Origin of the sequence: Psychroflexus torquis ATCC 700755 (assembly GCF_000153485.2) — a bacterium.
In the GTDB taxonomy this organism is placed as follows: Bacteria; Bacteroidota; Bacteroidia; order Flavobacteriales; family Flavobacteriaceae; genus Psychroflexus; species Psychroflexus torquis.
The window spans coordinates 1549689-1575552 of the sequence record NC_018721.1 but is presented as its reverse complement, the minus strand read 5'-3'; the positions used below and the strand labels follow the sequence as shown (position 1 = coordinate 1575552).

The 25864-nt window shown below is 32.1% G+C and carries 21 protein-coding genes; 15 read left to right on the top strand and 6 right to left on the bottom strand.

What is annotated here, in order from left to right; translation table 11 throughout:
• Window positions 1–5: 5 nt before the first annotated feature.
• From P700755_RS06855 to P700755_RS06845, 3 genes are all read right to left on the bottom strand, one after another.
• Complete coding sequence (locus P700755_RS06855) at window positions 6–323, bottom strand: hypothetical protein (protein ID WP_015023988.1); 318 nt, start codon at window positions 321–323, stop codon at window positions 6–8.
• Window positions 324–325: 2 nt separating this feature from the next.
• Window positions 326–3184 carry a PAS domain S-box protein gene (locus P700755_RS06850; protein WP_015023987.1) on the bottom strand — a complete coding sequence of 953 codons (2859 nt, stop codon included), beginning with the start codon at window positions 3182–3184 and terminating at the stop codon, window positions 326–328.
• A gap of 303 nt (window positions 3185–3487) precedes the next feature.
• On the bottom strand, window positions 3488–3904 hold the full coding sequence (locus P700755_RS06845) for a response regulator (protein ID WP_015023986.1): 417 nt from the start codon (window positions 3902–3904) through the stop codon (window positions 3488–3490).
• Window positions 3905–4634: 730 nt separating this feature from the next.
• On the opposite strand from P700755_RS06845, the gene P700755_RS06840 reads away from it, so the two are divergent.
• The 3 genes from P700755_RS06840 (at window position 4635) to P700755_RS06830 (ending at window position 7676) form a co-directional block, all read left to right on the top strand.
• Window positions 4635–5681, top strand: a complete 1047-nt coding sequence (locus P700755_RS06840) for an alpha/beta hydrolase family protein (RefSeq protein ID WP_015023985.1) — start codon at window positions 4635–4637, stop codon at window positions 5679–5681.
• Window positions 5682–6247: 566 nt separating this feature from the next.
• Window positions 6248–7279, top strand: a complete 1032-nt coding sequence (locus P700755_RS06835; protein ID WP_015023984.1) for a PAS domain-containing sensor histidine kinase — start codon at window positions 6248–6250, stop codon at window positions 7277–7279.
• Entirely contained in the window at window positions 7272–7676 is a 405-nt protein-coding gene (locus P700755_RS06830; RefSeq protein ID WP_015023983.1) for a response regulator, read from the top strand. Before P700755_RS06835 ends, P700755_RS06830 begins: the two co-directional genes overlap by 8 nt.
• A 375-nt stretch (window positions 7677–8051) precedes the next feature.
• Here P700755_RS06830 and P700755_RS06825 read toward each other — a convergent pair whose 3' ends face one another.
• Window positions 8052–8387, bottom strand: a complete 336-nt coding sequence (locus P700755_RS06825; RefSeq protein ID WP_015023982.1) for a winged helix-turn-helix transcriptional regulator — start codon at window positions 8385–8387, stop codon at window positions 8052–8054.
• A 116-nt stretch (window positions 8388–8503) separates the two neighbouring features.
• Between P700755_RS06825 and P700755_RS06820 the strand changes: the two genes are divergently transcribed.
• The 4 genes from P700755_RS06820 (at window position 8504) to P700755_RS06805 (ending at window position 13214) form a co-directional block, all read left to right on the top strand.
• On the top strand, window positions 8504–9448 hold the full coding sequence (locus P700755_RS06820) for an NADP-dependent oxidoreductase (protein WP_015023981.1): 945 nt from the start codon (window positions 8504–8506) through the stop codon (window positions 9446–9448).
• 656 nt (window positions 9449–10104) lie between these two features.
• On the top strand, window positions 10105–10734 hold the full coding sequence (locus tag P700755_RS06815; RefSeq protein WP_157609264.1) for a hypothetical protein: 630 nt from the start codon (window positions 10105–10107) through the stop codon (window positions 10732–10734).
• 11 nt (window positions 10735–10745) lie between these two features.
• Complete coding sequence (locus P700755_RS06810) at window positions 10746–11510, top strand: hypothetical protein (protein ID WP_015023980.1); 765 nt, start codon at window positions 10746–10748, stop codon at window positions 11508–11510.
• A 21-nt stretch (window positions 11511–11531) separates the two neighbouring features.
• Window positions 11532–13214, top strand: a complete 1683-nt coding sequence (locus P700755_RS06805) for an SWIM zinc finger family protein (protein WP_015023979.1) — start codon at window positions 11532–11534, stop codon at window positions 13212–13214.
• Window positions 13215–14047: 833 nt separating this feature from the next.
• On the opposite strand, the gene P700755_RS06795 is transcribed toward P700755_RS06805, so the two are convergent.
• Window positions 14048–15082, bottom strand: coding sequence for an IS630 family transposase (locus P700755_RS06795; protein WP_015023751.1), 1035 nt, complete (start codon window positions 15080–15082; stop codon window positions 14048–14050).
• 649 nt (window positions 15083–15731) lie between these two features.
• Here P700755_RS06795 and P700755_RS18685 point away from each other — a divergent pair.
• The 4 genes from P700755_RS18685 to P700755_RS18675 all read left to right on the top strand — a co-directional run bounded on the left by P700755_RS18685 (window position 15732) and on the right by P700755_RS18675 (window position 19711).
• On the top strand, window positions 15732–16865 hold the full coding sequence (locus tag P700755_RS18685; RefSeq protein ID WP_015023977.1) for a leucine-rich repeat domain-containing protein: 1134 nt from the start codon (window positions 15732–15734) through the stop codon (window positions 16863–16865).
• 771 nt (window positions 16866–17636) lie between these two features.
• Complete coding sequence (gene ltrA, locus P700755_RS06780) at window positions 17637–18899, top strand: group II intron reverse transcriptase/maturase (RefSeq protein WP_015023976.1); 1263 nt, start codon at window positions 17637–17639, stop codon at window positions 18897–18899.
• Between the two features lie 200 nt (window positions 18900–19099).
• Window positions 19100–19312, top strand: a complete 213-nt coding sequence (locus tag P700755_RS18680) for a DUF4062 domain-containing protein (protein ID WP_051007944.1) — start codon at window positions 19100–19102, stop codon at window positions 19310–19312.
• A gap of 12 nt (window positions 19313–19324) precedes the next feature.
• On the top strand, window positions 19325–19711 hold the full coding sequence (locus P700755_RS18675) for a hypothetical protein (protein ID WP_051007943.1): 387 nt from the start codon (window positions 19325–19327) through the stop codon (window positions 19709–19711).
• Here P700755_RS18675 and P700755_RS06770 read toward each other — a convergent pair.
• The gene (locus tag P700755_RS06770; protein ID WP_015022784.1) at window positions 19697–20728 is read right to left on the bottom strand and encodes an IS1595-like element ISPto1 family transposase; all 1032 of its coding nucleotides are present in this window, start codon (window positions 20726–20728) and stop codon (window positions 19697–19699) included. The genes P700755_RS18675 and P700755_RS06770 overlap by 15 nt on opposite strands.
• Window positions 20729–20941: 213 nt before the next feature.
• On the opposite strand from P700755_RS06770, the gene P700755_RS06765 reads away from it, so the two are divergent.
• The 4 genes from P700755_RS06765 to P700755_RS06750 all read left to right on the top strand — a co-directional run bounded on the left by P700755_RS06765 (window position 20942) and on the right by P700755_RS06750 (window position 25861).
• Complete coding sequence (locus P700755_RS06765; protein WP_015023975.1) at window positions 20942–21139, top strand: hypothetical protein; 198 nt, start codon at window positions 20942–20944, stop codon at window positions 21137–21139.
• Window positions 21140–22391: 1252 nt separating this feature from the next.
• Window positions 22392–23243: a LytR/AlgR family response regulator transcription factor gene (locus tag P700755_RS06760; RefSeq protein ID WP_015023974.1), complete on the top strand. Its 852-nt coding sequence runs from the start codon at window positions 22392–22394 to the stop codon at window positions 23241–23243.
• A gap of 177 nt (window positions 23244–23420) precedes the next feature.
• Window positions 23421–24788, top strand: coding sequence for a TolC family protein (locus tag P700755_RS06755; protein ID WP_015023973.1), 1368 nt, complete (start codon window positions 23421–23423; stop codon window positions 24786–24788).
• 11 nt (window positions 24789–24799) lie between these two features.
• Complete coding sequence (locus tag P700755_RS06750; RefSeq protein ID WP_015023972.1) at window positions 24800–25861, top strand: efflux RND transporter periplasmic adaptor subunit; 1062 nt, start codon at window positions 24800–24802, stop codon at window positions 25859–25861.
• Window positions 25862–25864: the final 3 nt, after the last annotated feature.

Here is a 25864-nt window from a genome sequence, read left to right as displayed (position 1 = left end):
AAGACCTAAATAGTTTTCAAGTAAGATGAAATAGCTATTAAAATTTTATCAAAATCTTTAACTCTGCCCAAATTAAGTTCTCTTAGATCATGTTCAAATTTATTGGCTATTTTATAACTTTCCTCAAGTCCCAATATAATAATTTTATGTTTAAGTCTGTGAACATTCTCTTCTGTTTTTTTGAAGTCCTTATCTTTTAAACTTTTATAATACGCTTCTTTTTCTTCAGGAAACTCATTTTTTATAATATCGATGAGCTTTTTCCTTAAAGATTCATCTCCTCTTGCCAGTTTTTCTACATAGTCTAAGTTGGGTTTTTCCATAATTATTTTTTTAATGTAAAATAAAAAGTCGTTCCTATCTTTGGTTCAGATTCTATCCAAATCTTGCCTTGATAGAGTTCAACTATTTTTTTCACAATGGAAAGCCCAATACCTGATGATTCCTTACTTGGTTTTAATGAATGGAAAAATTTAAAAACCTTATCCAGGTACCTGCTTTCAATTCCAATTCCATTATCTTTTACTGAAAATTGATAAAATGACTTATTTTCTAAAACATCTATTTGAATAAGGCCTTTGTCCTTATCATTAAATTTAATGGCATTGCTAATTAAGTTTTGAAAAAGTTGTTGAAATTTAGTTTTCTCACCTCTTACGACAGGTAATTTATTAAGTATTTGAACGGATATGTTTTTTGGAATAAAAAGAATTTTTTGCAAGTCTTCTACAACACTATTTAAATTTACATTACTTTTTTTTGAAGTTATCGCGTCGATACTAGAATAGTATAAAATATCTGAAATTAATAGTTCCATTTTTTCTAAGGTGTCTTCAATTAAATTGAAATTCTGAAGTGTATTTCCATTTAATAAATCTGCGTTATCGGTTTTAATCCAAGACACCAAGGCATCGATACTTCGTAAAGGTGATTTTAAATCATGAGAGACCACATGGGCGTATTCATTCAATTCATTATTGCTTTCTTCTAACTTTTTAAGTAGCTGTTCATTTCGTATTTCTACTTTTTTATGCTCTCTTATGCTTATGGCTGTTCTTAATTTTATTGCTGCCAAACCGGCAATACTCTCGAGTGTTTTAATGTGCTCTTGCGTGTAGTGATTTTTATCTTTATGTTCAGAATCAATAATTCCAATAGCAATACCGTTACTCATAATAGGTACGGTTATTTCAGAAAAACGTCTTTCTTCATCTATGACGTAACGGTCATCTTTAGAGGTATCGTTTATGAGTTGAGACTTCCCCGATTTAGCAACACTTCCTACGATTCCTTTTCCTTTTGGAAGATATAACTTATTGATAATTTGACTGTCATTGTTCAATTTAGCTCCATAAACTGCTATCTGTTCTGTCGTTTCTTTTTCGTGATCCACCAAATAAATAACGCAATCGTCAGTATCCAAGTACGCTGCAATATTATTTACAATTTCCCAAGCAATCTCAATGATATCTGTTTTACCTAATATTGATTTGGTAAGATTATTTATTAAATCAATGATTAGGGTTTTTTCTCTATGTGAGGTAATGTCTTCAATAAAAGTGACTTGGTGCTTTATATTTCTATCCTTGTCCCTTACAACATTAACATCAGTCTTTGTCCAAATAATTGTGCCGTCTTTCTTTTTATATCTTTTTGTGAACGTAAAATTATTGATTTTATCTAGAGTAATCTGATTGATATATTTTTTAAAAGAGGGGGAATCTTCGGCAAAGGATAAATCTTTTATTGCAAAGGTGTTTAATTCTTCCTCAGAAAATCCTAGCATATTTTGAAGTGCAGCATTTGTTTTTATGATTCGACCATGCCGAGTTAAAGCTATACCTATGGAAGAATTATGTACAATAATATCCAACTCCTCTTTTTTTTCTTGAATTAAGTTTGCATTTTCTCTGGCCTCTGTAACATCTAAATAAATTCTTACATAGCCAATAACCTCTCCATTAATATTAAAGTTAGGTGTGCGACTTACCAACAAATTTCTAATAGCACCAGACTTATTTTTTATTTTAAGTTCATAAGAGTTGGATTCACGTTTTCCGAGTTTATCCATTTCTATTTTTGTAGGATCGGCTTCGTTTAACAGTTCAAATACGTCTTTAGCTTTTTTACCCAGAAGTTCTTTTTGGGAGTACCCACACATTTGAGCAAAGCTTTGATTGACCAATAAAATCTCATCATTAGTATTTAACTCTACTATTCCAAGATTCATATTCGCAATAATATTGCTATAATTTTCTTTTTCGGCTTCTAGACTCTCTCTGTATTTTTCTCGTAAAGTTATATTTTTATAGGTCCAAAGATGCCCTTTGTATACACTTCCATTTAAGATTGGAATAAAATCTCGTTCTAAGATTTCTCCATCAGCCATAATTAATTCATCTCCTAAAACTTGTTGTTTTTTTTCTAAGAGGCTTGTTACTCCAGAGATAAATTCTTTTGGCTGTTTGAATAAAATTTTACTGTCATTTGCAGCAGTAGCACAGTCTTCCCCTTTTAGTAAATCTGGCGAAATAGGTATATTGAACAGTTCGCAAAATTTGTTATTCGTTAAGATTATTTTTCTATTCTCATCTTCTAGCAATACAGCACTATCTAAATTTTTAATAAGAGATGATAACCTGTTTTCAGATTCATTCAATAAATCTTCAGCTCTCTTTTCAGAGGTAATATCTCTAATAATTCCTTGTGCACCAGTGGGTTTATTTTCCTTATCAACAATAAGATTTCCATTAATTTGCACCCATTTTACTTGCTTATCTTTCGTTAGAACTCTTGTCCTGTAATTAGTGAATAATCCCTCTTCCTTTAAAGTAACAAATGATTTAGATCCATATTCTAAATCTTCGTGATAAATTAAATCACAAACATTAAGCTTTTCTTTTTCAATATTATATCCAAAAAAGGCAATAGCAATGTCATTCATTTTTAGAATATTGCCGGACATATCCATTAAAATGTAAGCGTCATTAATATTTTCGAAAACACCTTCTAATTGAGAAGATTTTTGCTCTAAAAGGTTTTCTAACTCTAAGTTTCTTTTTTTTAGTTCCTCTAAAAGGAATAAATCATTAGATTTATTTTCTACTACTTTTTCTGCCGCTTTTCTTGCGATTTTTTCTTTTTTTAAATCCCTTTGTAATATGTCAATTTTGTTTTGGTTCATTAATTTTTTGTTAATGATAATTTTTGCCTCAGGACTTTTTCCATAACACAAGTAGCGATGCTACTTTAGTGTTAAAACTTTTCATGGATTAATTAAAGTCCAAAATGATGCATTTACCCCAATTGGTTTATAAATTCCAATTTTTCTTCAATAATAAAGATAGGTAATTTTGAATTAGGACAAACTTATGTGTTTCTGAGTGCATATGATTTACACACTATTGGATGTTCAGGCTAACTATTTTCGAAACTAATTTTTCATCAACCAAGTCTAAGGATTTAGTAAAGACTTAGCCTTTCTTATTTAATATTTTTTTAATTCATTTATACACCAGTAAGATAACACTATTTCTATTTTTTTAACATAATCTTCATACTTTAAAGGCTTTAAGATATATCCAGAAACACCGATTTTGTAGCATTTATTTAAATCTTTTTCATTGTCTGATGTTGTCAAAATTATGGTTGGAATGTGCTTTAAACTGTCGTTGCTTTTTAAGATTGATAAAAATTCTATGCCACTCATTTTTGGCATATTTAGATCTAATAAAATAATATCTGGAAAACTCTCTTTTTGTTTTAAAATTTCGAAGGCTTCATCTGCCGTTTTCGCTTTGGTTATTTTATGCTTTAACTTCAATAATGAAATGGTTCTGTCCATTTTCATCACCTCAATAATATTGTCTTCAACCAATAAAACGTTTATTTTTTTTTTTAGCATATCTAAAATTATTGTTTAATAGATAAAGCTACTCTATTTTTAAAAAATTAATGTTGAGGTTTGTTCAATCACAAGTTATCCTTAGATGAAATGCTTTTAAGTGTAGACGAATGGATTTAAAAATTTATGGTCTTACTGCTAGCTTTGTTAAAACCTTTTTTAAAAATAGAATTAAAATTTAAAAATTCAGTGACCGAAAAAGAATAGAGTTAACGCTTGATTTAGTTGCTGCTTTAAAAAATTAAGAAGGCAAGCCATAGTTAACAGAATTTTTCAATGTGCTGGGATCGATACCAAATTATATTTATAATGCCGTATGAATAAATTGAATTATTTTTTGATTGATTGATTGAAATCAAAAATAACTAGCATAGCCTTAGCTACGGTAATTATTTTTGATGAAAAGCAGGCGAAAAAGAAACAATTTATTGCGACATTATAGGTCTAATTTGGTATGATATCCTATTTTGATAAAAGGTCTCATACATAGAATGTTCTTATCCGTAATGACACATCAACTAATTGAATTTGAAGCATGATATGTAAAGCTATAAAAATGAAAATAAGCACCATTGATTATTAAGGCATATACATTTTAATAGTATTATTTTTATTCAGAATGAGAAAAAGATAATAGCAAAATAAAAAAAATGCTCTGTGCGTTATTGAAAGTTTAATTACTTTAAATTAATGTTTCTAAAAAGTTGTATTTATTACTTGAATTTATACAATGAATAAAATATCAAAAATAATTTCCTTCATAATTATACCTTTAGTTGCCATGAATTTCTTGTGGGGGAAAACGAATTATCAAAGTCAAGTTATCCAGTTTCAATTTCAATCTGACACCATTGAAGGAGTCGTGAATTTACCCAAGAAAAAATATATCCTTGAAGAGAAAACCCCTTTAGTTATCTTTGTTCATGGCGACGGAGAACTAGAACGTGATGCCTATGGCTATTACGAACATATCTGGAATGAATTAGCTGAAAAAGGTATTGCTAGTATGTCTTGGGATAAAAAAGGCATAGGGCAAAGTACAGGAAAATGGCTCAATCAATCCATGGAAGACCGAGCAAATGAAGTGATTGCCGCTATTGACTTTATTCAAGCAGATACTCGTTTTAATTTTTCTTCTATAGGATTAATTGGCTTTAGTCAAGCAGGATGGGTAATGCCGAAAGTAGCGACCTTATCAGATTATCCTGATTTTATCATTAGCGTCTCTGGTGCGATTAATTGGAAACGACAAAGCAACTATTTAACTCGAACAAGAATGAAGCTAGAAGGTGCTAACGAGAAGGCGATTGAAGCAGAAGTAAAACAGAATGAAGTTGATTTTAATCTTTTTAATGCTACTAGTACTTATCCCGACTATGTAGCATACCAGAAAGAAGAATGTAAAAATGAACAAGAAGAGGAGTGTGACTTTATGAGCGAAGACCGATTTTATTTTGTCAAAAAAAATATTTCAAGTGACGCAGAGCAAGATTTAAAAAATATTCGATGCCCTGTTTTTGGTGCATTTGGTGCAGAAGATTTGAATGTTGACTTTGAAGAATCTCATCAAACTTATGAGCGTATTTTTTTAACAAATAATAAGGATAATTACCACTTGAAAATATCTCCAGAAGCAACACACAGTTTATTGAAGAGTAAACATTTTAATGCTATGCATCCAGGGGTTGGCTTTTTAGTTAAACTAAAATTATTTGGAAAGCGAGCATTCGTCAAAGATATCTTATACCAAATTATATTTATAATGCCGTATGAATAAATTGAATTATTTTTTGACTGATTGATTGAAATCAAAAATAACTAGCATAGCCTTAGCTACGGCAATTATTTTTGATGAAAAGCAGGCGGAAAAGAAACGATTTATTGCGTCATTAAAGGTCTAATTTGGTATTAGGCGATATTAGTGAGTTTGTCATTCAAAATTCGAAGTGATATATAATTAATATTTTTATTCAGTAGTTCTTGTCTGAGATTACCAAATATATTCCATCTAACATGCAAATTTTAAAAGAATAGGACAATTGATAAAGTACTTTAGCCTTGGTTTAACTTCATATAATAATTAAACATACGGCATGCCGATAGGCTAACACATAGGCAGGCTCAGGGGGGTTCTCTATGTGATTTGTTGACTGATCTGGGATTTGCCAGTAAGGGGAAATTGGAGGAGTTTGTGTTATATTTAATTTTTTTTTTCTAAATAATCACCAATTGTTTCCCATAAAATTACTTAAAAATGCACAAAATTATATAAAAATGCTTTAATTTGTATCTACAAGTCTCCTAAGCTAAATATTTTTAGCAGCAAGTCATTATTGAACAAACATGAAAATTTTAAAAGATTTTATAGAAAATTCGCCTGACTCAATTTCATTATACGATGAGAAATTTAATCTACTGGAAATTAATGATGCGGGTCTAGAGCTAATGAAAATGAACCGCAAGCAAATCATTGGTGAGAATCTAAAATCACTTTTCCCAGACGTTCAAAGAACCGGCCGCTTGAAGGCATACAAAGCAGTTATAAGCGGCGGCAATCCGTTTATGAGTGAGGATGTATGCCAATCTAAAAAATTTGGAAAAAAACAATTTAGCGTTCGAGCTTTTATGACAGGAAAAGGTCTTGCGATAGTTACTCGTGACATCACAGCATTAAAAAAAACAGAGAGGGAACTGCTCAAAACGAATCAACGATTGGAAGAACTGACCTTTATAGCTGCTCATGATATGAAATCGCCGCTCACCAACCTTCAGTCACTTATTCAGTTTATTGGCGAAACAGACTGTATAAAAAAAAACTGTCAGGGGCTATTTGACAAGGTCATTACCTCTATTGAAAGCATAAGCAATACCGTTTACGTTTTAAATGAGGTTATTGCAATACAGGAGTCTCATCTTCCCAATAATGAGCATCTCAAATTTAGAAAGGTATTCAATGTCGTAACAGAAAGCCTCGCTGCACAAATTAAGGAGGCTAAGGTGAAAATTCGAGCAGACTTTTCTAAGGCGCCAGACATATACTATCCACAGCTTTATCTTCAAAGTATTTTACAAAATTTGATCGGAAATTCAATCAAATACAGACAACCGAATAAAGTGTCACTTATCGAGATTAAGACAATGCAGAAAGATGAGGGCAGTTACCTTATTATCAAAGACAATGGTCTGGGTATGGACTTAAGTAGTTCAACGGACAATATATTTAGACTCTTCAAACGGCAGCATACACACGTTGAAGGCAGCGGGATTGGATTGTACATTGTCAATTCACTTGTAGAATCACATGGAGGGACCATTGAGGTGACTAGCGAAATAAACAAAGGCACAACATTTAAAATTTACTTAGGTTATGACTGAGACAAATATACTATTAGTAGACGATAACGATATTGGAAATTTTTTATCAAAAAAGGTACTAACAAGAATGGGCTTTAACAATATCACCACAGTCACCGATGGTAAACAAGCTTTGGACAGATTAAAAAAAGAGGACTGTCCTGACTTAGTGTTTTTAGACCTAAATATGCCAGTTATGGATGGTTTTTCTTTTCTTACCCGAGCAGAAAAAGAGATTTTGTGCATGCATATGAAAGTGGTCATACTTACCTCATCCATTCGCCAAAAGGACAAGAATCAGGCAAGCAAATTTAGCAGTGTGGTAGATTATATAGAAAAACCACTAAATCAAGATAAAGTACGACAAGTACTGGAGAAGATAAAAAGAATTAATACTGACAACAAAGAACTGAGGTAAAAAACGACTCTTTTCTACTTTGATTTGAAACACTAGTAGTCTAGGCAAAACAGAAACCTAACTTTATAACCAACGGGTTTCTATTAACCCGCGAGTCTACATATTCAAGCTAATTGTTAAGCCATTGCATACCATTAATCAACTAGTAATTTGCCTATTAGTATCTATAAAACATCATATTTATAAATGTTACTAGGGTAGTGTTGAAGTATTTATAATAGAGTCTATTCTACTATTATGATGTGAGGGGTAGATTAATTACTTCCGAGATTTCACCATTTATTTAAGTATGTTTTTAATGTTAAGACTTTTAGGACGATAAGAAAATCACTAAATCCATACAATTTAGTAACAAGCACATCTAAGATAGAAATATTATTTTAAAAACTTTGTAGTAACATAATCTCCCCAATTAGCTATAGATGTCAAAAGAGGGATCAGTGTTTTTCCAAATTCGGTTAGAGAATATTCGACTTTTAAAGGTGGTTTTTTAGAAAACACTTTTCTTTTAATAATCCCATCTTCTTGTAAAGTTTTTAATTGCAAGCTGAGTGTTCTTTCCGTAACAGTTTGCATTCCTTTTCTAAGTTCATTATACCTCAACGGCTTTTCTATTAAATGAAATAATATTACCGTTTTCCACTTACCACCTATTAATGCCATGGTAACACTTGAATGGCAAGGATATTCTTTTCCTTTTATTAAATGCATAATTCCTTATTTTAAATAAATTTTAAACTATCCTTTCCGACCGTTATTGTGCAAACTAAAAACTATACTTAATTTTGCAACTATAAAAACAATAGTACAAATATAAAATAAAAAAAATGAAGGCAATAGTATTAAAACAAGCAGGCGGTGTAGAAAATTTTATAATTAAGGATATTGAAAAACCAGAAATAAAAGAAAATGAAGTTCTTATTTCAGTAAAAGCAATAAGTATTAATCCTGTAGATTTTAAAATAAGAGTTCTTGAAGACTTCCTAAATTCATTAAATGGAGCAGAACGCCCAGCTATTATAGGATGGGATATATCTGGAGCTATTGTTGCTATTGGAAATAATGTAACAAAATTTGAAATTGGAGATAATGTATTTGGCATGATTAACTTTCCAGGAAGTGGTAAGGCTTATGCAGAATTTGTGGCAGCACCTGAAGATCAATTGGCTAAAATCCCTAAAAACATATCTTTCAATGAAGCAGCAGCTACAACTTTGGCTGCATTAACCGCTTTACAAACATTAAAACCAAGAGTTAAGAAAGGTGATCGCGTACTAATACATGGTGGTTCTGGTGGCGTGGGTCATTTTGCTATTCAGATTGCAAAATCATTAGGTGCTTATGTAATTTCTACAAGTTCTGCAAAAAATAAGAGTTTTATACTATCACTTGGTGCTGACGAGCATATAGATTACAATTCTCGAAAATTTGAAGAAATTCTTACAGATGTAGATTTTGTGCTGGATATGTTTAATGGAGATATTCTACTCAATTCAATAAAAGTTACAAAAAAAGGAGGCACAATTATTTCATTACCAACAGCTGACTTCTCTGATGAAATTTTGAAATTAGCAAAAGAACGCAATGTTGACGTTTCCTTCACTATGGTGCAATCCAATGGAGATGATATGAACACTCTTAAAAACATGCTGGAAAGTGAAGCTATAAAACCGCATATTTCTAAAACATTTGCTTTTGAAAAGATGGGAGATGCTCACTTACACCTTGAAATTGGTAGAACTGTTGGAAAAGTAATCGTGACAATGAAATAAGAAAAGCACAAAAAGCCAGCAAAGAACTTTGGTAAAAAACAACTCTTTATTATTTTAATTTGAAACATTAGAAGTCTAGGCTCAGAGATTCGCATTTGTAAATCTCTGAGTCTTTTTTTGTTTTTATTCTGCCTATCTAGACAAAAAAGAAACTTTCAACTTTATAACCAACGGTGAAGCAATGGTTTTCTGTTAACCCGCGGGTCTCCCTATCCAAGATAATTATAAAGCCATGGCATGTCATTAATCAACTAGTAATTCACCTATTAGTAGCTATAAAATGTCATATTTATAAATGTTACTAGGGTAGTATTGAAGTATTTATAATAGAGTGTATTCTACTATTGTGATTTGAGAGGTAGATTAATTACCTCCGAGATTTCACTGTTTATTAAAACAGGTATTTAATGTTAAGACTTTTAAGACAATAAAAAAATCACTAAGTTTATTCTTTAGACAAAGTGGATAACACAACGTGTTGTTTTATCTATACGTTGGGGGTAATTTCTCTTTTTTCGGGAAGGAAAATAATTACTTTAAGGTAACTTTTGGGCCTCGAAAAAAAGGAAAATGCATCTGAAAATAATAAACATAAGTAATTGATTTTAGATAATTGAAAAAATGTTACTCAGAATAAAAAAACACCAGTTTACAAATTGAAAGACATCGTTAAAATATTTTGTTTCGGACTTTTAATCTCACTTCACGGTTGTGGAATGGGAGAATGGGACATTACTATTGAACGTAACAAACGAGTGATAGAAAAAATAGAACTTAGTCGTAAGTCTGAAAGTCATAAGTTAAAGGAGACTAAAGATTTATTTACTAACGACTCATCAACTAATGACTTACCACTAAAGCCCCTTGGCTTTAAAGTATTCAAACTTCAAAAATCAAACTTTACAAGAGTAGAGTTTGCACCAGACCCTGAAAAAACAGAAGAAGAGAATATTGAGCTGCTTAAAAAGTACATTAAAGACAAAGAAGCACAATTGGTAAATGCTTTTAACCGAGACGAATTGGTTACTGAAATATTAATAAAAAACGGTTTTAAACTCAATTATACGTTAACGAAGCAAGCCGAATTTAAAAAGAATGAGATGCTATTTGCTACAGATGGAAACAAAGAGACTTTAATTTGTTTAGACGTCATTATTGAAGATGAAACTGTAGAGCATTTCAAAGCCAACATAGACCAAAAGTTAATTGTACTCGAGCGTGCTTTAGACACCACCAAAAAATGGAATTTAAAACACGCTATGGGAGATAAGTTTAATGCATTTTAAAATAAAAAAAGATGAAAAATAAAGTGATTAATATGTTTGGAAGCAAGCTAGTACCAAATAAAGGTGTAAAATATTCTGAACTATTAGAACAGTTTATGACACCCTTTGCCAATGAATTTATAGATACAGAATACACTGAAGAAATATTTGAATTTGCAATAAATGCTTGGAATATGGCGAATATAAATGCTATTATGCCAAAAGAGAATATTGAAGAAGCAATGGATTCAATAACAAAAGAAGGTGAAAATATTTCATTATTAAAAAAAATGATAGCTCATAAGACAAAAAAGTACAAAGCCTTTACACATTTTATAGTAGATTTTGAATTAAAAGAAGTTGAAGCAGGTAAAGACCCCATTCTAAGTATTGTGACCCAAGAAGAAGACGCTTATTTGGCTAATATGATGGATTCTTTAGAAAATGAGAGTACCTCAGATGATTTTGAAGAAAATTATATTAACCGAACTGCAATTACCCTAAGGCCGCAACAGCCTTTTTTAGACTGGTATTCTAATTTAAACCCAGAAGAAGATTTTGATGAAGATTTTAAAGAAACAAAAACTTATTTAATTGATGATTCCATTAATGAACCAGAAAAATGGTTGAAAAAGAAATTCGATAAATTCTTTATGATGGAATTAGGTGAATGGCACACCAACAAAAAAGAATGGCCTCAAAAGCGTAATTATAAAATGTTTACCCTTTGGTTTCGAGTTGAAATATCAGAAAATATTTATGATTTAGAAAAAAATCCAATTCTAAAATCAGAGTAAATAACCATTCCATATTCAAAAATGAAAATACCTTTAAACGAATTTGAGCAACTCATTGATGAAAAAATCCTAAAAAGAGGTTTATCCTATTTTAAAGGAGGAGCAATAACCGATTTTTCAGAAATTTCAAACGGAGAATATGAAGCCACTGTTTCGAGTACGGAGGAGTACACCGTCCAATTAGAGATTCGAAATAATACTATTGTAGTTCATAATTGCGATTGCCCTTATGATATAGGTCCTATTTGTAAACACGTAGTTGCAGTAATTTTTCATTTGCAACAAGATAAATTGGAATTAAATGAAACAAAGATTTCAAAGCCAAAAAAGAAAAAGACAAAATCCGTTCCGCAACAAGTAAAAGAATTGTTAAAGGCAATTTCGCATAAAGAATTAATAGAATTTGTACAGGAAAATAGCAAAAAAGACAAGAAATTCAGAAATTACTTTTTAGCATCCTTTGGTCATTTAAGCCAAGATCAATCCAAAGAATTTTATCAAAAACAGATTCATTCTATTTTACAAACAGCAGCAGGAAAAGAAGGTTGGATAGACTGGTCAGATATGAAATATGTTGTCAATACCACAGAACCATTTTTAGAAAACGCCCAAAAGTATTTGGTAAATAATAATTTTGAAAATGTATTCTTCATCAGTACCGCTGTATTGGAAGAAATGACAGAAGCTTTTCAGTATGGAGATGATAGTAATGGAGATATAGGTTATTTTATAGAATCTGCCATGGAGTTGCTTTCTAATTTGACCAAAGAGAAACTTCCAAAAGAATTAATAGAGAGAATCTTTAAATATTGTATTACTGCTTTTAAGCATAAACTATTTGAAGGCTGGGATTGGCATTTAGGAATGCTTCATATTGCTTGTGAATTAATTGAGAAAGAAGGTGATGCAGATATTATTCTTGATTGCTTAGATACTGTTAATGGAGATTATGAAGGAGAAAGAGCTCAATCTCTTAAATTAGACCTATTAAGAAAGTTTAAAGATAAAAAAGAAGTAGAAACGTACATCAATAAGCATATATCAAACTCATCCATCAGAAAACAAGAGATAGAAAAGGCATTTGCAAATGGGAACTTTGAAAAAGTAATAAAACTTTCCGAAGATGGAATTAAATCTGACGAAAAAGATAAACCAGGATTGGTTAAGGTTTGGTATAATTGGTTACTGAAAGTTGCTCAATCACAAAAGGAAACTTCAAAAATCATTGAATATTCAAGGTTTCTTTTTATTGACAATTTTCATCCTGAACAAGATTATTATCAAATTTTAAAAGAGAATGTTGAGGATAAAAACTGGCATTCATTTTTAGAAAAAATAATAAAAGAGGTAACCCCTAAAAGCAGATGGACTTACAATGAGTTAACACGAAATATTTACATAAAAGAAGAATGGTGGGATAGATTGTTTATTATGCTTAAACAAAATCTTTCAATGGAAAACATCCAACAAAATGAACAGTATTTATCAAAAGGCTATTCTCCAGAATTAATTGAGTTGTACAGCGAAAGAATTACGAATTATGTAGAAAAATATATTGGGCGAAATCACTACCAAACAGCTTGTAGATATTTACGTAGAATGAAAAAACTAGGTGGGAATGAACAAGTAAATGAGTTGATAGAATTATTTAGGAAACAGTATCCACAGCGTAGAGCATTAATGGATGAATTAACCAGAGTGTAATAGCCAACGCACAAAGCCATACACATTGCCAAGTCGCTCAAAAGCCAACCGCACGAGCCAAAACTTGTTAAAGAGTATCGCTTCTGCCAACGCTAGCTAGTTTACGGATAAAAGCTAGTGGGTAACAATGTATAAAACATAGGGCATTTGTGCTAAACCGAAAGGTCTGTGCTTATTAATAAAGTCCGCTAAATTTTTAATTTGGCGTTTATAGAAGAAATAATAAAAGCGAAAAATTGTAAATTTGGCTAAGTGCTTAATCGGAAAATAAGTACGTTTCAAGCCCTACTTGCCATAGTGTGGAAAGAATCAGCTATGGCATTAAACTGGCTTCATGCTGTAGATAAGATGATGGTAGATCCATCAGAGTCGTTGCATAGGCGAGGCCTTAAACCACCTAAAGGTGCTTTGATTAATAGTCTTGGTATTGAGCGTTTAGGAGAATCTAGTCCACGAGGTTGGCAAGGTATGAGTAAAGGAGTTGAACCCTTCGTCAAGTTCAGGATAAACTTCAGTGAACCATCGATGAGGTGTCCCCGAAAAAAGGGGCAGGCAGAGAAGTTGCTACTTCAGTCAAAAGCTAAAGGGCGGAACGTAAAGAAAATGTCCCGAGGACATTTTTAGTGAACGAGCCGGCAGGCGCGAGGGGGCGATACGGAGTGAAAAGTGATAGTATTGATACTATTAATTGCAGAGATGACCTATTTATTTTCTGTAAGGTCCCAATATCTTTCGGGATCATTCAGATGGCAAGAACTTTACTTGGGCTTAGTTACGGAACTTGGGAATCTGCTTATGGATGATATTAACCTCGCACTTAAAGATCTTTAATTTTATGCAGCATATTTGATGCTCTCATGTTTAAAATATTTTGCTACCCTTTCGCTATCATTTTGAAGCATTTTCATATGATTCTCTAAATTTTCTTTCATTTTTTCTTGTGTTTTTGGTGCCGGTTTATCCGAGAGTCCATACTTTAAATCGCAATTCAGATATTCATCTGGGTTTCGCTCAGGTGAGTATGATGGCAGGTAAAATAGTTCTATGGTTTCGCCATTTTCTTCCGCCCATTTCTTTACAACTTTACTATGATGGACTCGTAAATTATCAAGGATTAAGAATACTTTGGTTTCTTGCGATTTGATGAGCTGTTCTAAAAATTGAATAAATACATCTGAGTTCATATTTTCTTTATATATCATAAACTGAATTAAACCCTGATTTGTAACTGTAGAAATCATGTTGATTGAAAACCGCTTCGACATATGTTTTTTAACAGGAGTTTTTCCTTTTGGAGCATAGGAACGTCCATGATGATTATTGTTTTTTACACCCGTTTCATCCCCCCAATGAATAGTTGCCTTCTCTTGTTTTGCCTTCTCTTTTATTGCTGGATATTCTTCGTCTAACCATTTTTGAACTTTTTTGGAACATTGTTCATAAGCTCTCTTTTTTGGCTTTTGAGGCGTGAATCCCCAAGCGTTGAGATAATTACCGACAGCTCTTCTTCCGATTGTAATACTAAACTCTCTTGCTATCAAATCCCTTACTGCCCTTGTAGTCCACAAAGCATAATCTAACTTTAGTTGATCGGGCATTACATCAATAATCATTTTTTGGATTGCAGCTTCTTGATCTTTATTGAGTAGTTTTCGATCTTCTGATTTGACTCCTCGTTTTTGATATGACAAAGATTTATGACCTTCTTTATTGTAAAGCTTCCACCAATCTCTAACAGTATTTACATGAACACCGTAAAACAGAGCTATGTCTTTTTTTTTATCTCCACGTTTTATCATTTTTACAGCATCCCTTCGAATTATACCTCTTTCCTGATCAGAAACACTCCTTAAGTCTATTTTTTCCATCTATAAATATACGAAATATTTAACTATAAATAAAGAACTATTGATTCGAAGTTAATAGACTTGTGTAAGGCTACCGCATTAGGATTCGCTTCAAGTCAAAGGGAAATATACAATGGAAACAATCGAGAGATAGTCCCGTTAGGTAATGGGAGAAGTTATAAGCAGTGGCGGACTCATTCGTAGTAGTGTTGATCCCGATAGCGATCGGGAGTGTAATGGAACTGGAGCAAAGGGATGAGCTAATTTTAATTTACAATTTGCCAACTTGAAAAAGGATGAGCTTATATTTGTATACTAAATTAGAAGAGCCGTGTGAGGGGAGACTTTCAACCACGGTTCTGTGAGAGGCTTGGGGTGAAATTCCCCTTGTCTACTCGACCACAAGACCGTTGTGGGTAATTATAAAAAAACCCGAGTGTCATTAGACGGCTCGGGTAAATATTTATAAATATCTATCGTGAGGTTGTCGAAACGACTGAGTATATAGTAAAAACACGAAATCTAAATACATCTAGATTTTTTCACCATATTATGCATGAAACCGCTATTAGTATCTCCTCAGTTAATTTATTAATCCCCTTTCCTCCTAAGGGTAGAACAAATATATAATTTTAAAAGTATATTTAGAGAATAAAGATTTCAACTTCATATGATTAACATTCCTTCAAAAAAAATATCAAAATTAGATTTATCTAATCAAAATTTATCTCAGTTTCCTAAAGAAATATTTGAACTTAAAAATCTTAAAAAATTAAATTTAAGTAATAATAAAATTAAGTCAATACCGAAGGAAATTGAGTCAATGAAATATTTAGAACTCCTTGATTTATCGAACAACTCTATTATTAACTTTTATTCGAAAATTTGTTCCCTGAAGAGACTTAAGGTATTAAATCTTAATAACAATAAAATTAAAACAATACCTAAACAAATTGGAGATTTAGAAGCACTTAAGGTGCTACAAATTGCTAACAATAAAATATCAAAATTACCTGCAACAACTGATAATCTAAAAAAACTTCAAGAATTGAACTTGTCTAAAAATGATTTTGAAATTTTTCCACTTGAGGTTCTAAGGCTAGAAGCACTAAAGAATCTATGGCTAAACAATTTAAATCTAAAAACATTTCCTAAAAAATCGATTGCTGAAAGTCTTGGTGCATTAAAAGCAATTTATTGCTTCGGAAATTTACAAAACTCTAATAATATTGATAGGACGTATTTGGACTTAACAAAGTTAAAAGGAAACTCAATAAATTATCTTAAAAATGCACAAAAGGCAACGATATTAAGTAAAAACAGCGTAGCAAAAATGAAAACTAAACAGGTTGTTAAAAATAAAATATTTATAAGTTATTCGCACAAAGACAAGGAATGGCTAACAAAAGTCCAAACAAATCTAAAAGTTTTAAAACATAATGACCATTCTTTTGATTTGTGGGATGATACAAGAATTAAATCAGGGGATAAATGGAAGGTTGAAATTGAAAATGCTCTTACCGATTCAGGAATTGCTATACTTATTATTTCTACAGACTTCTTAGCCTCTGACTTCGTTCGTAGTGATGAACTTCCTACTTTATTAAGAAACGCAAAAGAAAATGGAACAAGAATTTTACCCTTAATAGTTAGACCTTGCTTATTTACAAAAGATAAAAACCTATCAGAATTTCAATCTGTGAATCCACCTGACGAAGCACTAAGTTCTCTAAAAGAATCACAAGTTGAACAGGCTCTAGTCAATCTGACAAGTGATGTTTCTGAATTACTGAGTGCAAATTAATTATTGCCAACGATGGCTATAATTAATACGGGTTTTAGTTAAGGTCTATGTATATTTATAATGTCCGCTAAGTCTTTTGGCTTATAAACAAAAAAAAATAAAAACAAACAAAAAGATTCGGCTAATCGCTTAAACGGAAACAAAAACTCACTTTTATTCCTGTACTAATCATAGTGTGCCAAGAATCAACCATGGCAATAAATAAAATGGTTGAATGCTGTAATTAAGATGATGGTAGGTCCATCAGAGTCGTTGTATAGGCGATGGCTTTAAACCACCTAAAGGTGCTTTGATTAATAGTCTTGGTATTGAGCGTTTAGGAGAATCTAGTCCTGGAGATTAGCAGGTACGAATAAAGGAGTTGAACTAAAGTGAACCATTGAAGAGGTGTCGAGAAGTAGGAACCTCCAGTCAAAAGCTACGAAGTATGATATGGAGTGAAAAGTAATAGTATTGATACTATTAATTACAGAGATAACCTATTTATTTTCTGTAAGACTGGCGTCATTCAGATGGCAAGAACTTTATTCAGGCTTATTTACGGAACTTGGGAAACTGCTTATGAATGATAGACTTGTGTAAGGCTACCGCATTAGGATTCGCTACAAGTCAAAGGGAAATATACAATCGAAACAATCGAGAGATAGAATACCGAAGTTATAAGCAGAGGCAGATTAATCCGTAGTAGTGAAGAAGGTTTTGTAATGAAACTGGAGCAAAGGGGTTAAGTTGTACAGTTGCATTTTACGAATCAACTTACAAAATGTGAGGATGAATTTATGGAATGAAACAAAATCAATACCGATAAGTCGCCTAATGGTTTGGGAGGCTTATCAAAAAGTGCGTTCCAACAAAGGAAGTGCGGGAATAGATGCTATTGGTATGCAAGAATTTGATGCCAACCGCAGTAAACACCTTTACAAACTTTGGAATCGGATGGCATCAGGGAGTTATTTCCCCCCACCTGTCAAAGAAGTAGAGATATCAAAGAAAGACGGTACAATCCGTAAATTGGGTATACCCACTATTAGTGACAGAGTAGGGCAAATGGTGGTTAAAATGTTTTTTGAACCAAGATTAGAGTTAGTATTCAGTCCAAATTCTTACGGCTATCGACCAAAGAGAAGTGCTCATCAAGCATTATCAAGGGTAAGAGAGAACTGTTGGAAGAAAAACTGGGTAATTGACTTAGACATCAAAGGTTTCTTTGACAATATAGACCATAACAAACTGATGCTTGCAGTAGAGAAACATGTACCTGAAAATTGGGTTAAACTCTACATCACACGATGGCTGGAAGCACCCGTTGTTACAAAGTCTGGAAAACTGACCCAAAGGAAAGGAAAAGGAACGCCACAAGGCGGAGTAATCAGTCCCTTACTGGCAAATCTTTTTCTGCATTACGCTTTTGATACATGGTTGGAAAAGGTAGACAAAAATGTAGTTTTCACTCGTTATGCCGATGATGTGATATTACACTGTAATACAAAAGCTCATGCGGAACAAATACTGCAATTAGTACATCAAAGAATGGAATCGGTAGGATTAGAATTACATCCTAAAAAGACAAAAATTGTCTATTGCCGAGATTACAGAAGAAAAGAAAATCACCCAATGGTCAGATTTGATTTTTTGGGATACTCTTTTCAACCAAGAACAGCTTATTCTAAGAAAAAGAGAAAGCTATTTTTAGGTTATGATTGTGCTATAAGTATTAGTTCAAGAAAACGAATCGCAGACAAGCTCGAAGAACTCAAGGTAAATAAACTTACGTTTAAAAGCATTGTAGGAGTGGCACAATACCTTAATCCAATGATTAGGGGATGGGTGCGTTACTATGGTAAATTTAAGATGTATGAACTTACAAAAGTCTTTCGATTACTAAGTAAACGATTAGTTTGGTGGGCAAGGAAAAGGTATAAGCGTTATAAAACCAGTATTAGGAAAGGGTACAAATGGTTGGCAACGGTAAGAAAGCAATTTCCTACTTTGTTTTACCATTGGAACTTTTCTCAGATAAACATTATCGCTTAGATTTGTACAACAAGAGCCGTGTGAGGGGAGACTTTCAAGCACGGTTCTGTGAGAGGCTTGGGGTGAAATTCCCCTTGTCTACTCGATGTCGATACGTTAGCTGCAATGCTTATTGTTTCATGAAGAAAATTTCTGTTGAAGATCGATCACGAGGAATATGTCAGAATTTAATATCAACTTGTATTACAAAAAAAACATAAATGAAAAATAAAAAGTTACAAGTCTTCATTTCATCAACTTTTATTGATCTAATTGAAGAACGGCAAGCTGCTGTACAAGCAGTACTTTCCTGTGGACATATACCTGCTGGAATGGAATTGTTCACAGCTGGTGATGAATCACAAATGAAAGTAATAAAAAGATGGATTGAAGAGTCAGATGTTTATTTACTTATACTAGGAGGAAGATATTGAAGCATAGAATCAGTGACTGGTAAAAGTTATACTCAGCTTGAATACGAATACGCTATAAGTTTAGGTAAACCCTTTTTTGCAGTAGTTATTAGCGATGAGGCAAATGAAGCTAAAATAAAAGAAAAAGGGAGTGATGCTATTGAGAAAATTAATCCTCATAAACTTGCTGAATTTAGAAAAGAAGTCATGGCAAAAATGATAAAATTCTTTGATGATAATAAAGACATTAAATTGGCAGTACATGAGACTATATCTGAATTTGAGAGACGAAAAGAACTAATCGGATGGGTGAGAGCAAGTGAAGATATAAATACGGGAAATTTAGCCGAGGAATTAGCTAGACTAGCTAAAGAAAATTCGGATTTAAGAAAACAAGGCTCTAGTTTAGGTCTGCGTTGATATTAAGTTTTCATATCTAGATTCGATTTGATTATACCGTTTCAATGTACCTAGAGCAATTGTTTCTTCCACAAAGGCGTTGGCTCTATCGCTTCTAGACTTTATATTTTCCTTTATTCGATACCAATTCATATATTGTTGTAGATATTTTGTTGATACTCCCCAAAAGGTATTTTCAATCCATTTTTTAACTCTATTGTGAGTAGAATTAACGTGTTGTATGTGATACTTTCCTTTTACTCTTTCTCCTTTTGATGCATTTACGATGTGGAACTCTGTTTCGCTATCTTTGGCAAACCCTTTATAACTGTGATGGGCATCGCTACACAATATGGTTATATCCTTTATAACACGTTTACCGATAGCATTTTCTATATCTACTTTTCCTATTCGACCGAGTTTAGCCACGCTAAGGTCTAATGTTGATTTTCTATCCTGTGTTACAATTACCGCAACTTGATCTTTACTTATACCTCTCTTTTTAGACTTACCGCCTCTTTTTCTTGATTCCCTATCTTTTACCTCCATACCTTTTTCTGATCTTAGGAAAAAGGTTTCGTCACTCTCTGTAATACCTGTAAAGTTGTCTTGGTCATCGTCATTTTTAGTATCGAATGAAGCTAATATCTTATGACGCCAATCAAAGGCTGTCTTTTTATTGATGCCTAATTCTGAACTTATTTTATCTAAACTTTTTTCTTGAACCATAAGACTTAAATAAGATGAAATCATATCCTTTCTTTGAAGTCCCGCCATCCAAGTGCCAGTATATTCAGTAAAGCTTCTATTGCAAGACTTGCACTTATAGCGCTGCGAGCCTTTGTCAACTCCAAAACGAACATATTTTTCATGTAAACAATGTGGGCATCCGCCCATTTTATTATCTAAAATATGGCGACGGGAAGCCCGCTCAACCAATTGATTATGCTCAAGTGAATCTGTAATATCCTTTAACAGATTATCACGATCTAGAGTGGATAGTGATAGTATTTCCTCTTTTAGATTATCTATGTTCATAATCTAAATATACATATAATAGCTGTATTAAACTAGAGCCGAAAACAATTAAGTGAAATAAAAGACAAAGATCAATTACAATCAATTGGTCTCTCAATTTATGAGTTAGAGCAACTATTAAAATCTGAGAAAATAAAACCTGAAGAAGTTGCTGAAGAATATGTTGATGAGATTAATGAATTTCGTAAAAAACTTGGTGATGAGGATCTGAATTTGCTTCACTTCCTTTGGATATGGAAAGATGATTTAGCAAAAGGGGAGTTTGAAGATGAGACTAAATTTGATGAATTTATCTATAGTCTTGTAAAATTTGGATTAGTTGTACAAAACATGAATAATGGAAAGTATTCTTTGACGAATGTAGGTAGAACATTATACTTAAAGTACGTAATGAAATTTGGAGCTAAATAATAACTAGAACTCAAGCCAACAAGGGCTATGTTTAATGAGGGTTTAGGTGCTTAACCCAAAGTTTTGGCACATTTACTAAGTCCGCTAAATCTTTTTAATTTGGCTTATTGATAAAAAAAGATAATAAGAAAAATTTAAAATTTCGGCTCGTGTTTAATCCGAAAATAATTTTATAATTTACACTCACCAAACCATAGTGCGCCAAGAATTAACCATGGCAATAAATAAAATGGTTGAATGCTGTAGATAAGATGATGGTAAATCCATCAGAGTTGTTGTATAGGCAATGGTTCTAAACCCCCCCAAGGTGATTTGATTGATAGTCTTGGTATTGAGCGTTAAGTATAATCCAATCCACTAGGTTGGCAAGTTATGTGTAAAGAAGTTGAACCTTTCGTCAAGTTCAAGATAAACTTCAGTGAACCATCGATGAGGTGTCCTCAAAAAATGTGTCAAGCAGAGAAGTTGCTACCTCCAGTCAAAAGCTACAGGGCGTAGCCTTAAGAAAATGTCCTGAGGACATTTTTAGTGAACTACCCAGCACGTCCAGACCATAACGGACGATATGGGGCGTATTCCACACGGTTTAAAGGCAGCTTGCTTCAAACCACTGAGCATTTGATTTGAAAGCCCAACAACGTATCTTAAATCAGTTTGCAAAAGAATATAATCATAGTAGATCTTATAAATCTTTAAGAATGAAAACTCCTGCAGATTGCCATGATTTTTCCAATAGACCATAGCCTGAGAAAATCTCGAAATAGGTTTATACCAAATTAAACTTATAATGTCGCAATAAATCGTTTTACCGATATGAATTCAGCACAGGCTTTTTTCTCCTGCTTTTTATCAAAAATAATTACAGTAACTACGGCTATGCCTGTATTTTTTTCCTCAACTAAATAAAAACTTGAGCTGAGCTACGTCGTAGTATAATTCAAAACTTCAATGCAACATTTATAAACTAAATTGGTATTAGACCAGACGTATAAACAATAGTATATAGATTAGAAATATTGTGGCGTGAATTAAAACATATATTTAGTAAATTGTTTGACTGGAAAGATTTTGTTTTGCCATTCCATTTTTGCCCTTTTAGGACAATAAAAGAAGCCTATGCAAATTACACTCCCTTGGGTTATTAAGTGGCAGTTTCTTACTTGATTTATAAAAGAGTATAAATTCTCTACCTCAAGAAATAATAATAATACTATACATTTACGATATTAAAAAGTAATTCATAAAACTTGACTTGAAACGGATTAGAAAATACATACAATCTGATATTGACCTAAATTCTACAAATAGAAAGTTTTATCTTGTCGCCTTTTCTGTTTTCATAGCTTTTGTATTTCTCAACTTTTTTGAACCGTTTGGTTTATATTACGAAAAATCAAGTACAAAGGAAGACGTCTTTATTGAATTATTTATAGCGATGACTTTAGCTTTTGTTGTCTTGCTATTATCTCAATTTGTTATCAGAGTTTTATTTAATATAAATAGGTTTACTGTTGTTTCCTTGTTTTTCTGGTTTCTTTTAGAAGCAGTCTTTGTGGCGTCAGTTTGGTTTGTCTTTGAAGTTTTAGATAAGGATTTTACAGGAAATCTTATAACGGTTTGGTTTGACAACCTTTTGGCGTATGTGTTAATTATGCTCCCCCCTTATTTTTTATATGTGAGTTACATTCACATTAAAGATATAATCAAGAATTTAGAAAATGAAAATAGCACACATAAATCGGTAGAAAAAATCTTACCAGACATTACCCTTAAAGACGAAAATGAGATTGTGAAACTAGTTTTAAAAACAGAAAATCTACTTTTTATACAATCTGCGGATAATTATGTAGAAGTTAATTTTTTAGAAAATGGTGTACTGTCAAAGTCTTTATTAAGAAACTCTATAAAAAAATTGGAACCTACTTTCAGGAATACCCCTATTATACGTTGTCATCGGTCATTCATTGTAAATACCAACAATATCGAACTTGCAAAAAAGACATCATCTGGTTATAATTTAAAATTAAATCAGGTTTCGGAACTAACAATTCCTATATCAAAAAGCTACATTTCTGAATTTAATAAATTTACCACAAAACCGTAACTGTCTGTATATCAATTAATGGTATAAGGAGCCTTTCACCCCAACTGATGGGGCGAACACCTAAATAGCCCAAAGATCACTTTCTTATCCCTATAGTTTAGCCTTAAGCCCTTTAAATTTTTTTGCTCTTTCTTGCATCGCACCTTTGCATTGTTTTAAACTTAACAATGTGAGCAAATGAAATTATTTAGTATTCAAGGGACCCTTATTAAAAGCTTATTTATTATGACGATAAGTTTTATTTCACAGTTTTCTTTTTCGCAAAGCAATGTAACTATTTACAATCTAGAAACATTTGTGAATACAGTTCGTGAAAATAATCTGCAAATAAAAATCTCTGAAAAAGAGAGTCGATTAGCAGACTTATCAATTAAAGAGGCTATGTCGGCATTATTGCCACAGATAAATGGACAAACTGAAGTAAAACGTAATTTAAACGATCAATTCATCTTTTTTGAGGCTCCAGATTTTGAAAATATTGACCCTGTTACAGGTGATGTTCCTCAAATAGTGCAAAGATTCAAAACAAATTTTAATAACGAGTTTCAGGCTAATATTTTGTTAGAACAAAACTTATTTAGCCTTAGAAATATTTACAATTTAAAATCAGCACGACAGTTTTCTAACATTGGAAGATTGCAAAATGAAGACCGGATAATCAAGATAATTGCTGAAGCTAAAAAAGCCTTCTTACAAACCGTATTAATTAAAAATGTATACCAAATTAGTCAGGTATCGGAGTTACATGCAAAAGAAAACTACATAGCGTCTAAAAATAAATATGATAATCAGTTAATATCTGAATTGGATTTGTTGCAAGCTAAAATACGCTGGGAAGAAGAATTACCAAATTCCCTAAAAGCAAAAAGAAATTATTTAATGCTTTTAGGAAATTTAAAATTAATTGCAGGAATAAACCCAAAGGATAACATTGTATTAGATTACGATTTAGCAGAATATGAATTAAAAGATTCTACAGTAAATTCAGAAGATGTAATTGGCAATAGGATAGACTACCGATTATTGGAAGCCAATACTTATTTGCAAGAATTAGATATTAAAAATAAGCAAGCGGAGTATTATCCAACATTAGACTTTAGAGCAGGTTACAGTTATTTTGGTAGTTCAGATGAATGGACCTTTCAAGATAATCAGAATAAAATTATATATGCAGCGGTAACACTCACTGTTCCAATCTTTTCGGGTGGTTTTAGAAAATCTCAAGTAAGTAAGGCAAAGATAGTATCTAATATTACTTCACTTGAAAAACAAGAAGCCAAAATGAGTATGACTATTGAAATTCAAAATCTAGAATTGAAATTATCAGAAGAATATGAAACCATACAGGCAGCTACATCAACAGGAGAAACAGCAAAGAAAGCTTATGAAATTGCTGTTGAAACGGCAAAAAGCGGTTTAATATCTCAAATTGATTTAAGAAATATAAGTGACGATTATAACAGAGCTGAAATAAATTTATACAACAGCATTTATAATTTTAAGTGCACACAGATTGATTTTAACAACGCAATTGCTAATTACTAAAAAAATAAAAAATGAAAACATTTAGTTTAAAACCCTTTACTTCCTCATTGCTATTCCTTGCGATTTTTACACTATTTTCTTGCGATGATGTAAATGAAGAACAGATAGCAGAACTAGAATTTCCTGTTGAAATTGAAATTCTAAAAAACAAAGAAAGAGTTCGTCAGATTGAATATTTTGGAATAGTAAGCTCTAAAATTATCAACTACAGCTTTCTGACACCTGGGAGAGTAAAATCAATTTTTGTCAGTAAAAATCAGTTTGTGAAAAAAGGCACTAAATTGATGCAATTAGAAACAAAAGGTTTCAGTTTAGCCTTAAATGTAGCTAAGAACCAAGAAAAACAAGCTGAAAGTGCCTATTTAGAAGCCAAAAAATATTGTCAAAACCTTGATAAAGTATTTAAATTAGGAGGGGTGTCGGGAACAGATATCGAAAAAGAAAAACTGAACCGTGATCTAAAATATAAAGATTGGGAACAAAGTAAAATCAACAGCGATGCAAAAAATGAAGATTTTAAACAAGCGACACTTATTGCTCAATCCAACGGAATTGTTTCTGATATTTTACCAAAAGTTGGAGAACTTATTGATGCAGGAGCAGAAACCATAATTATTCAAGGCAAAGGATTATTTGCAGAAACGGCATTGTCGCAAAAAGACTTGGAAATCATAAAAAAAGGCACAAAAGTAATCGTTGAAATTAAAAATCAGAAAGTAAATGGTCAGGTAAATTATATAGCTACACTTCCGGATTTTCAGACTTTTAGGCATACTGTTAAAATTGATTTCTCAAATAATAGTTCCATAAAAGCAAGTATTGGGCTTACCACAAAAATATATTTTGAAACCGACACGCTTCAAGGAATTTGGATTCCCATAAAATATATTTCAAACAATGGGCAAGACTTTGTGAATCTGTCAGAGAACAACAGATTAAGAAAAAAAGTAGTTCAAATTATTGATTTTTCGGGCGAAGAAGTTCGGGTTTCTGGCCTAAGAGAAAACGATAAGTTAATTACTAAGGGAGCGGCAAGTATCAAAGAGGGTTATAAAGTAAAAATTGTTAAATAGAAA

Bases quoted from the DNA above. Each gene is read 5' to 3' on its own strand.
- P700755_RS06795 (WP_015023751.1), bottom strand. From the start codon at position 15,082: ATGGAAAAAATAGACTTAAGGAGTGTTTCTGATCAGGAAAGAGGTATA.
- P700755_RS06840 (WP_015023985.1), top strand. From the start codon at position 4,635: ATGAATAAAATATCAAAAATAATTTCCTTCATAATTATACCTTTAGTT.
- P700755_RS18685 (WP_015023977.1), top strand. From the start codon at position 15,732: ATGATTAACATTCCTTCAAAAAAAATATCAAAATTAGATTTATCTAAT.
- P700755_RS06820 (WP_015023981.1), top strand. From the start codon at position 8,504: ATGAAGGCAATAGTATTAAAACAAGCAGGCGGTGTAGAAAATTTTATA.
- P700755_RS06845 (WP_015023986.1), bottom strand. From the start codon at position 3,904: ATGCTAAAAAAAAAAATAAACGTTTTATTGGTTGAAGACAATATTATT.
- P700755_RS06855 (WP_015023988.1), bottom strand. From the start codon at position 323: ATGGAAAAACCCAACTTAGACTATGTAGAAAAACTGGCAAGAGGAGAT.
- P700755_RS06850 (WP_015023987.1), bottom strand. From the start codon at position 3,184: ATGAACCAAAACAAAATTGACATATTACAAAGGGATTTAAAAAAAGAA.
- ltrA (WP_015023976.1), top strand. From the start codon at position 17,637: ATGAATTTATGGAATGAAACAAAATCAATACCGATAAGTCGCCTAATG.
- P700755_RS18680 (WP_051007944.1), top strand. From the start codon at position 19,100: ATGAAAAATAAAAAGTTACAAGTCTTCATTTCATCAACTTTTATTGAT.
- P700755_RS06830 (WP_015023983.1), top strand. From the start codon at position 7,272: ATGACTGAGACAAATATACTATTAGTAGACGATAACGATATTGGAAAT.
- P700755_RS06825 (WP_015023982.1), bottom strand. From the start codon at position 8,387: ATGCATTTAATAAAAGGAAAAGAATATCCTTGCCATTCAAGTGTTACC.
- P700755_RS06755 (WP_015023973.1), top strand. From the start codon at position 23,421: ATGAAATTATTTAGTATTCAAGGGACCCTTATTAAAAGCTTATTTATT.
- P700755_RS06770 (WP_015022784.1), bottom strand. From the start codon at position 20,728: ATGAACATAGATAATCTAAAAGAGGAAATACTATCACTATCCACTCTA.
- P700755_RS06810 (WP_015023980.1), top strand. From the start codon at position 10,746: ATGAAAAATAAAGTGATTAATATGTTTGGAAGCAAGCTAGTACCAAAT.
- P700755_RS06805 (WP_015023979.1), top strand. From the start codon at position 11,532: ATGAAAATACCTTTAAACGAATTTGAGCAACTCATTGATGAAAAAATC.
- P700755_RS06750 (WP_015023972.1), top strand. From the start codon at position 24,800: ATGAAAACATTTAGTTTAAAACCCTTTACTTCCTCATTGCTATTCCTT.
- P700755_RS06835 (WP_015023984.1), top strand. From the start codon at position 6,248: ATGAAAATTTTAAAAGATTTTATAGAAAATTCGCCTGACTCAATTTCA.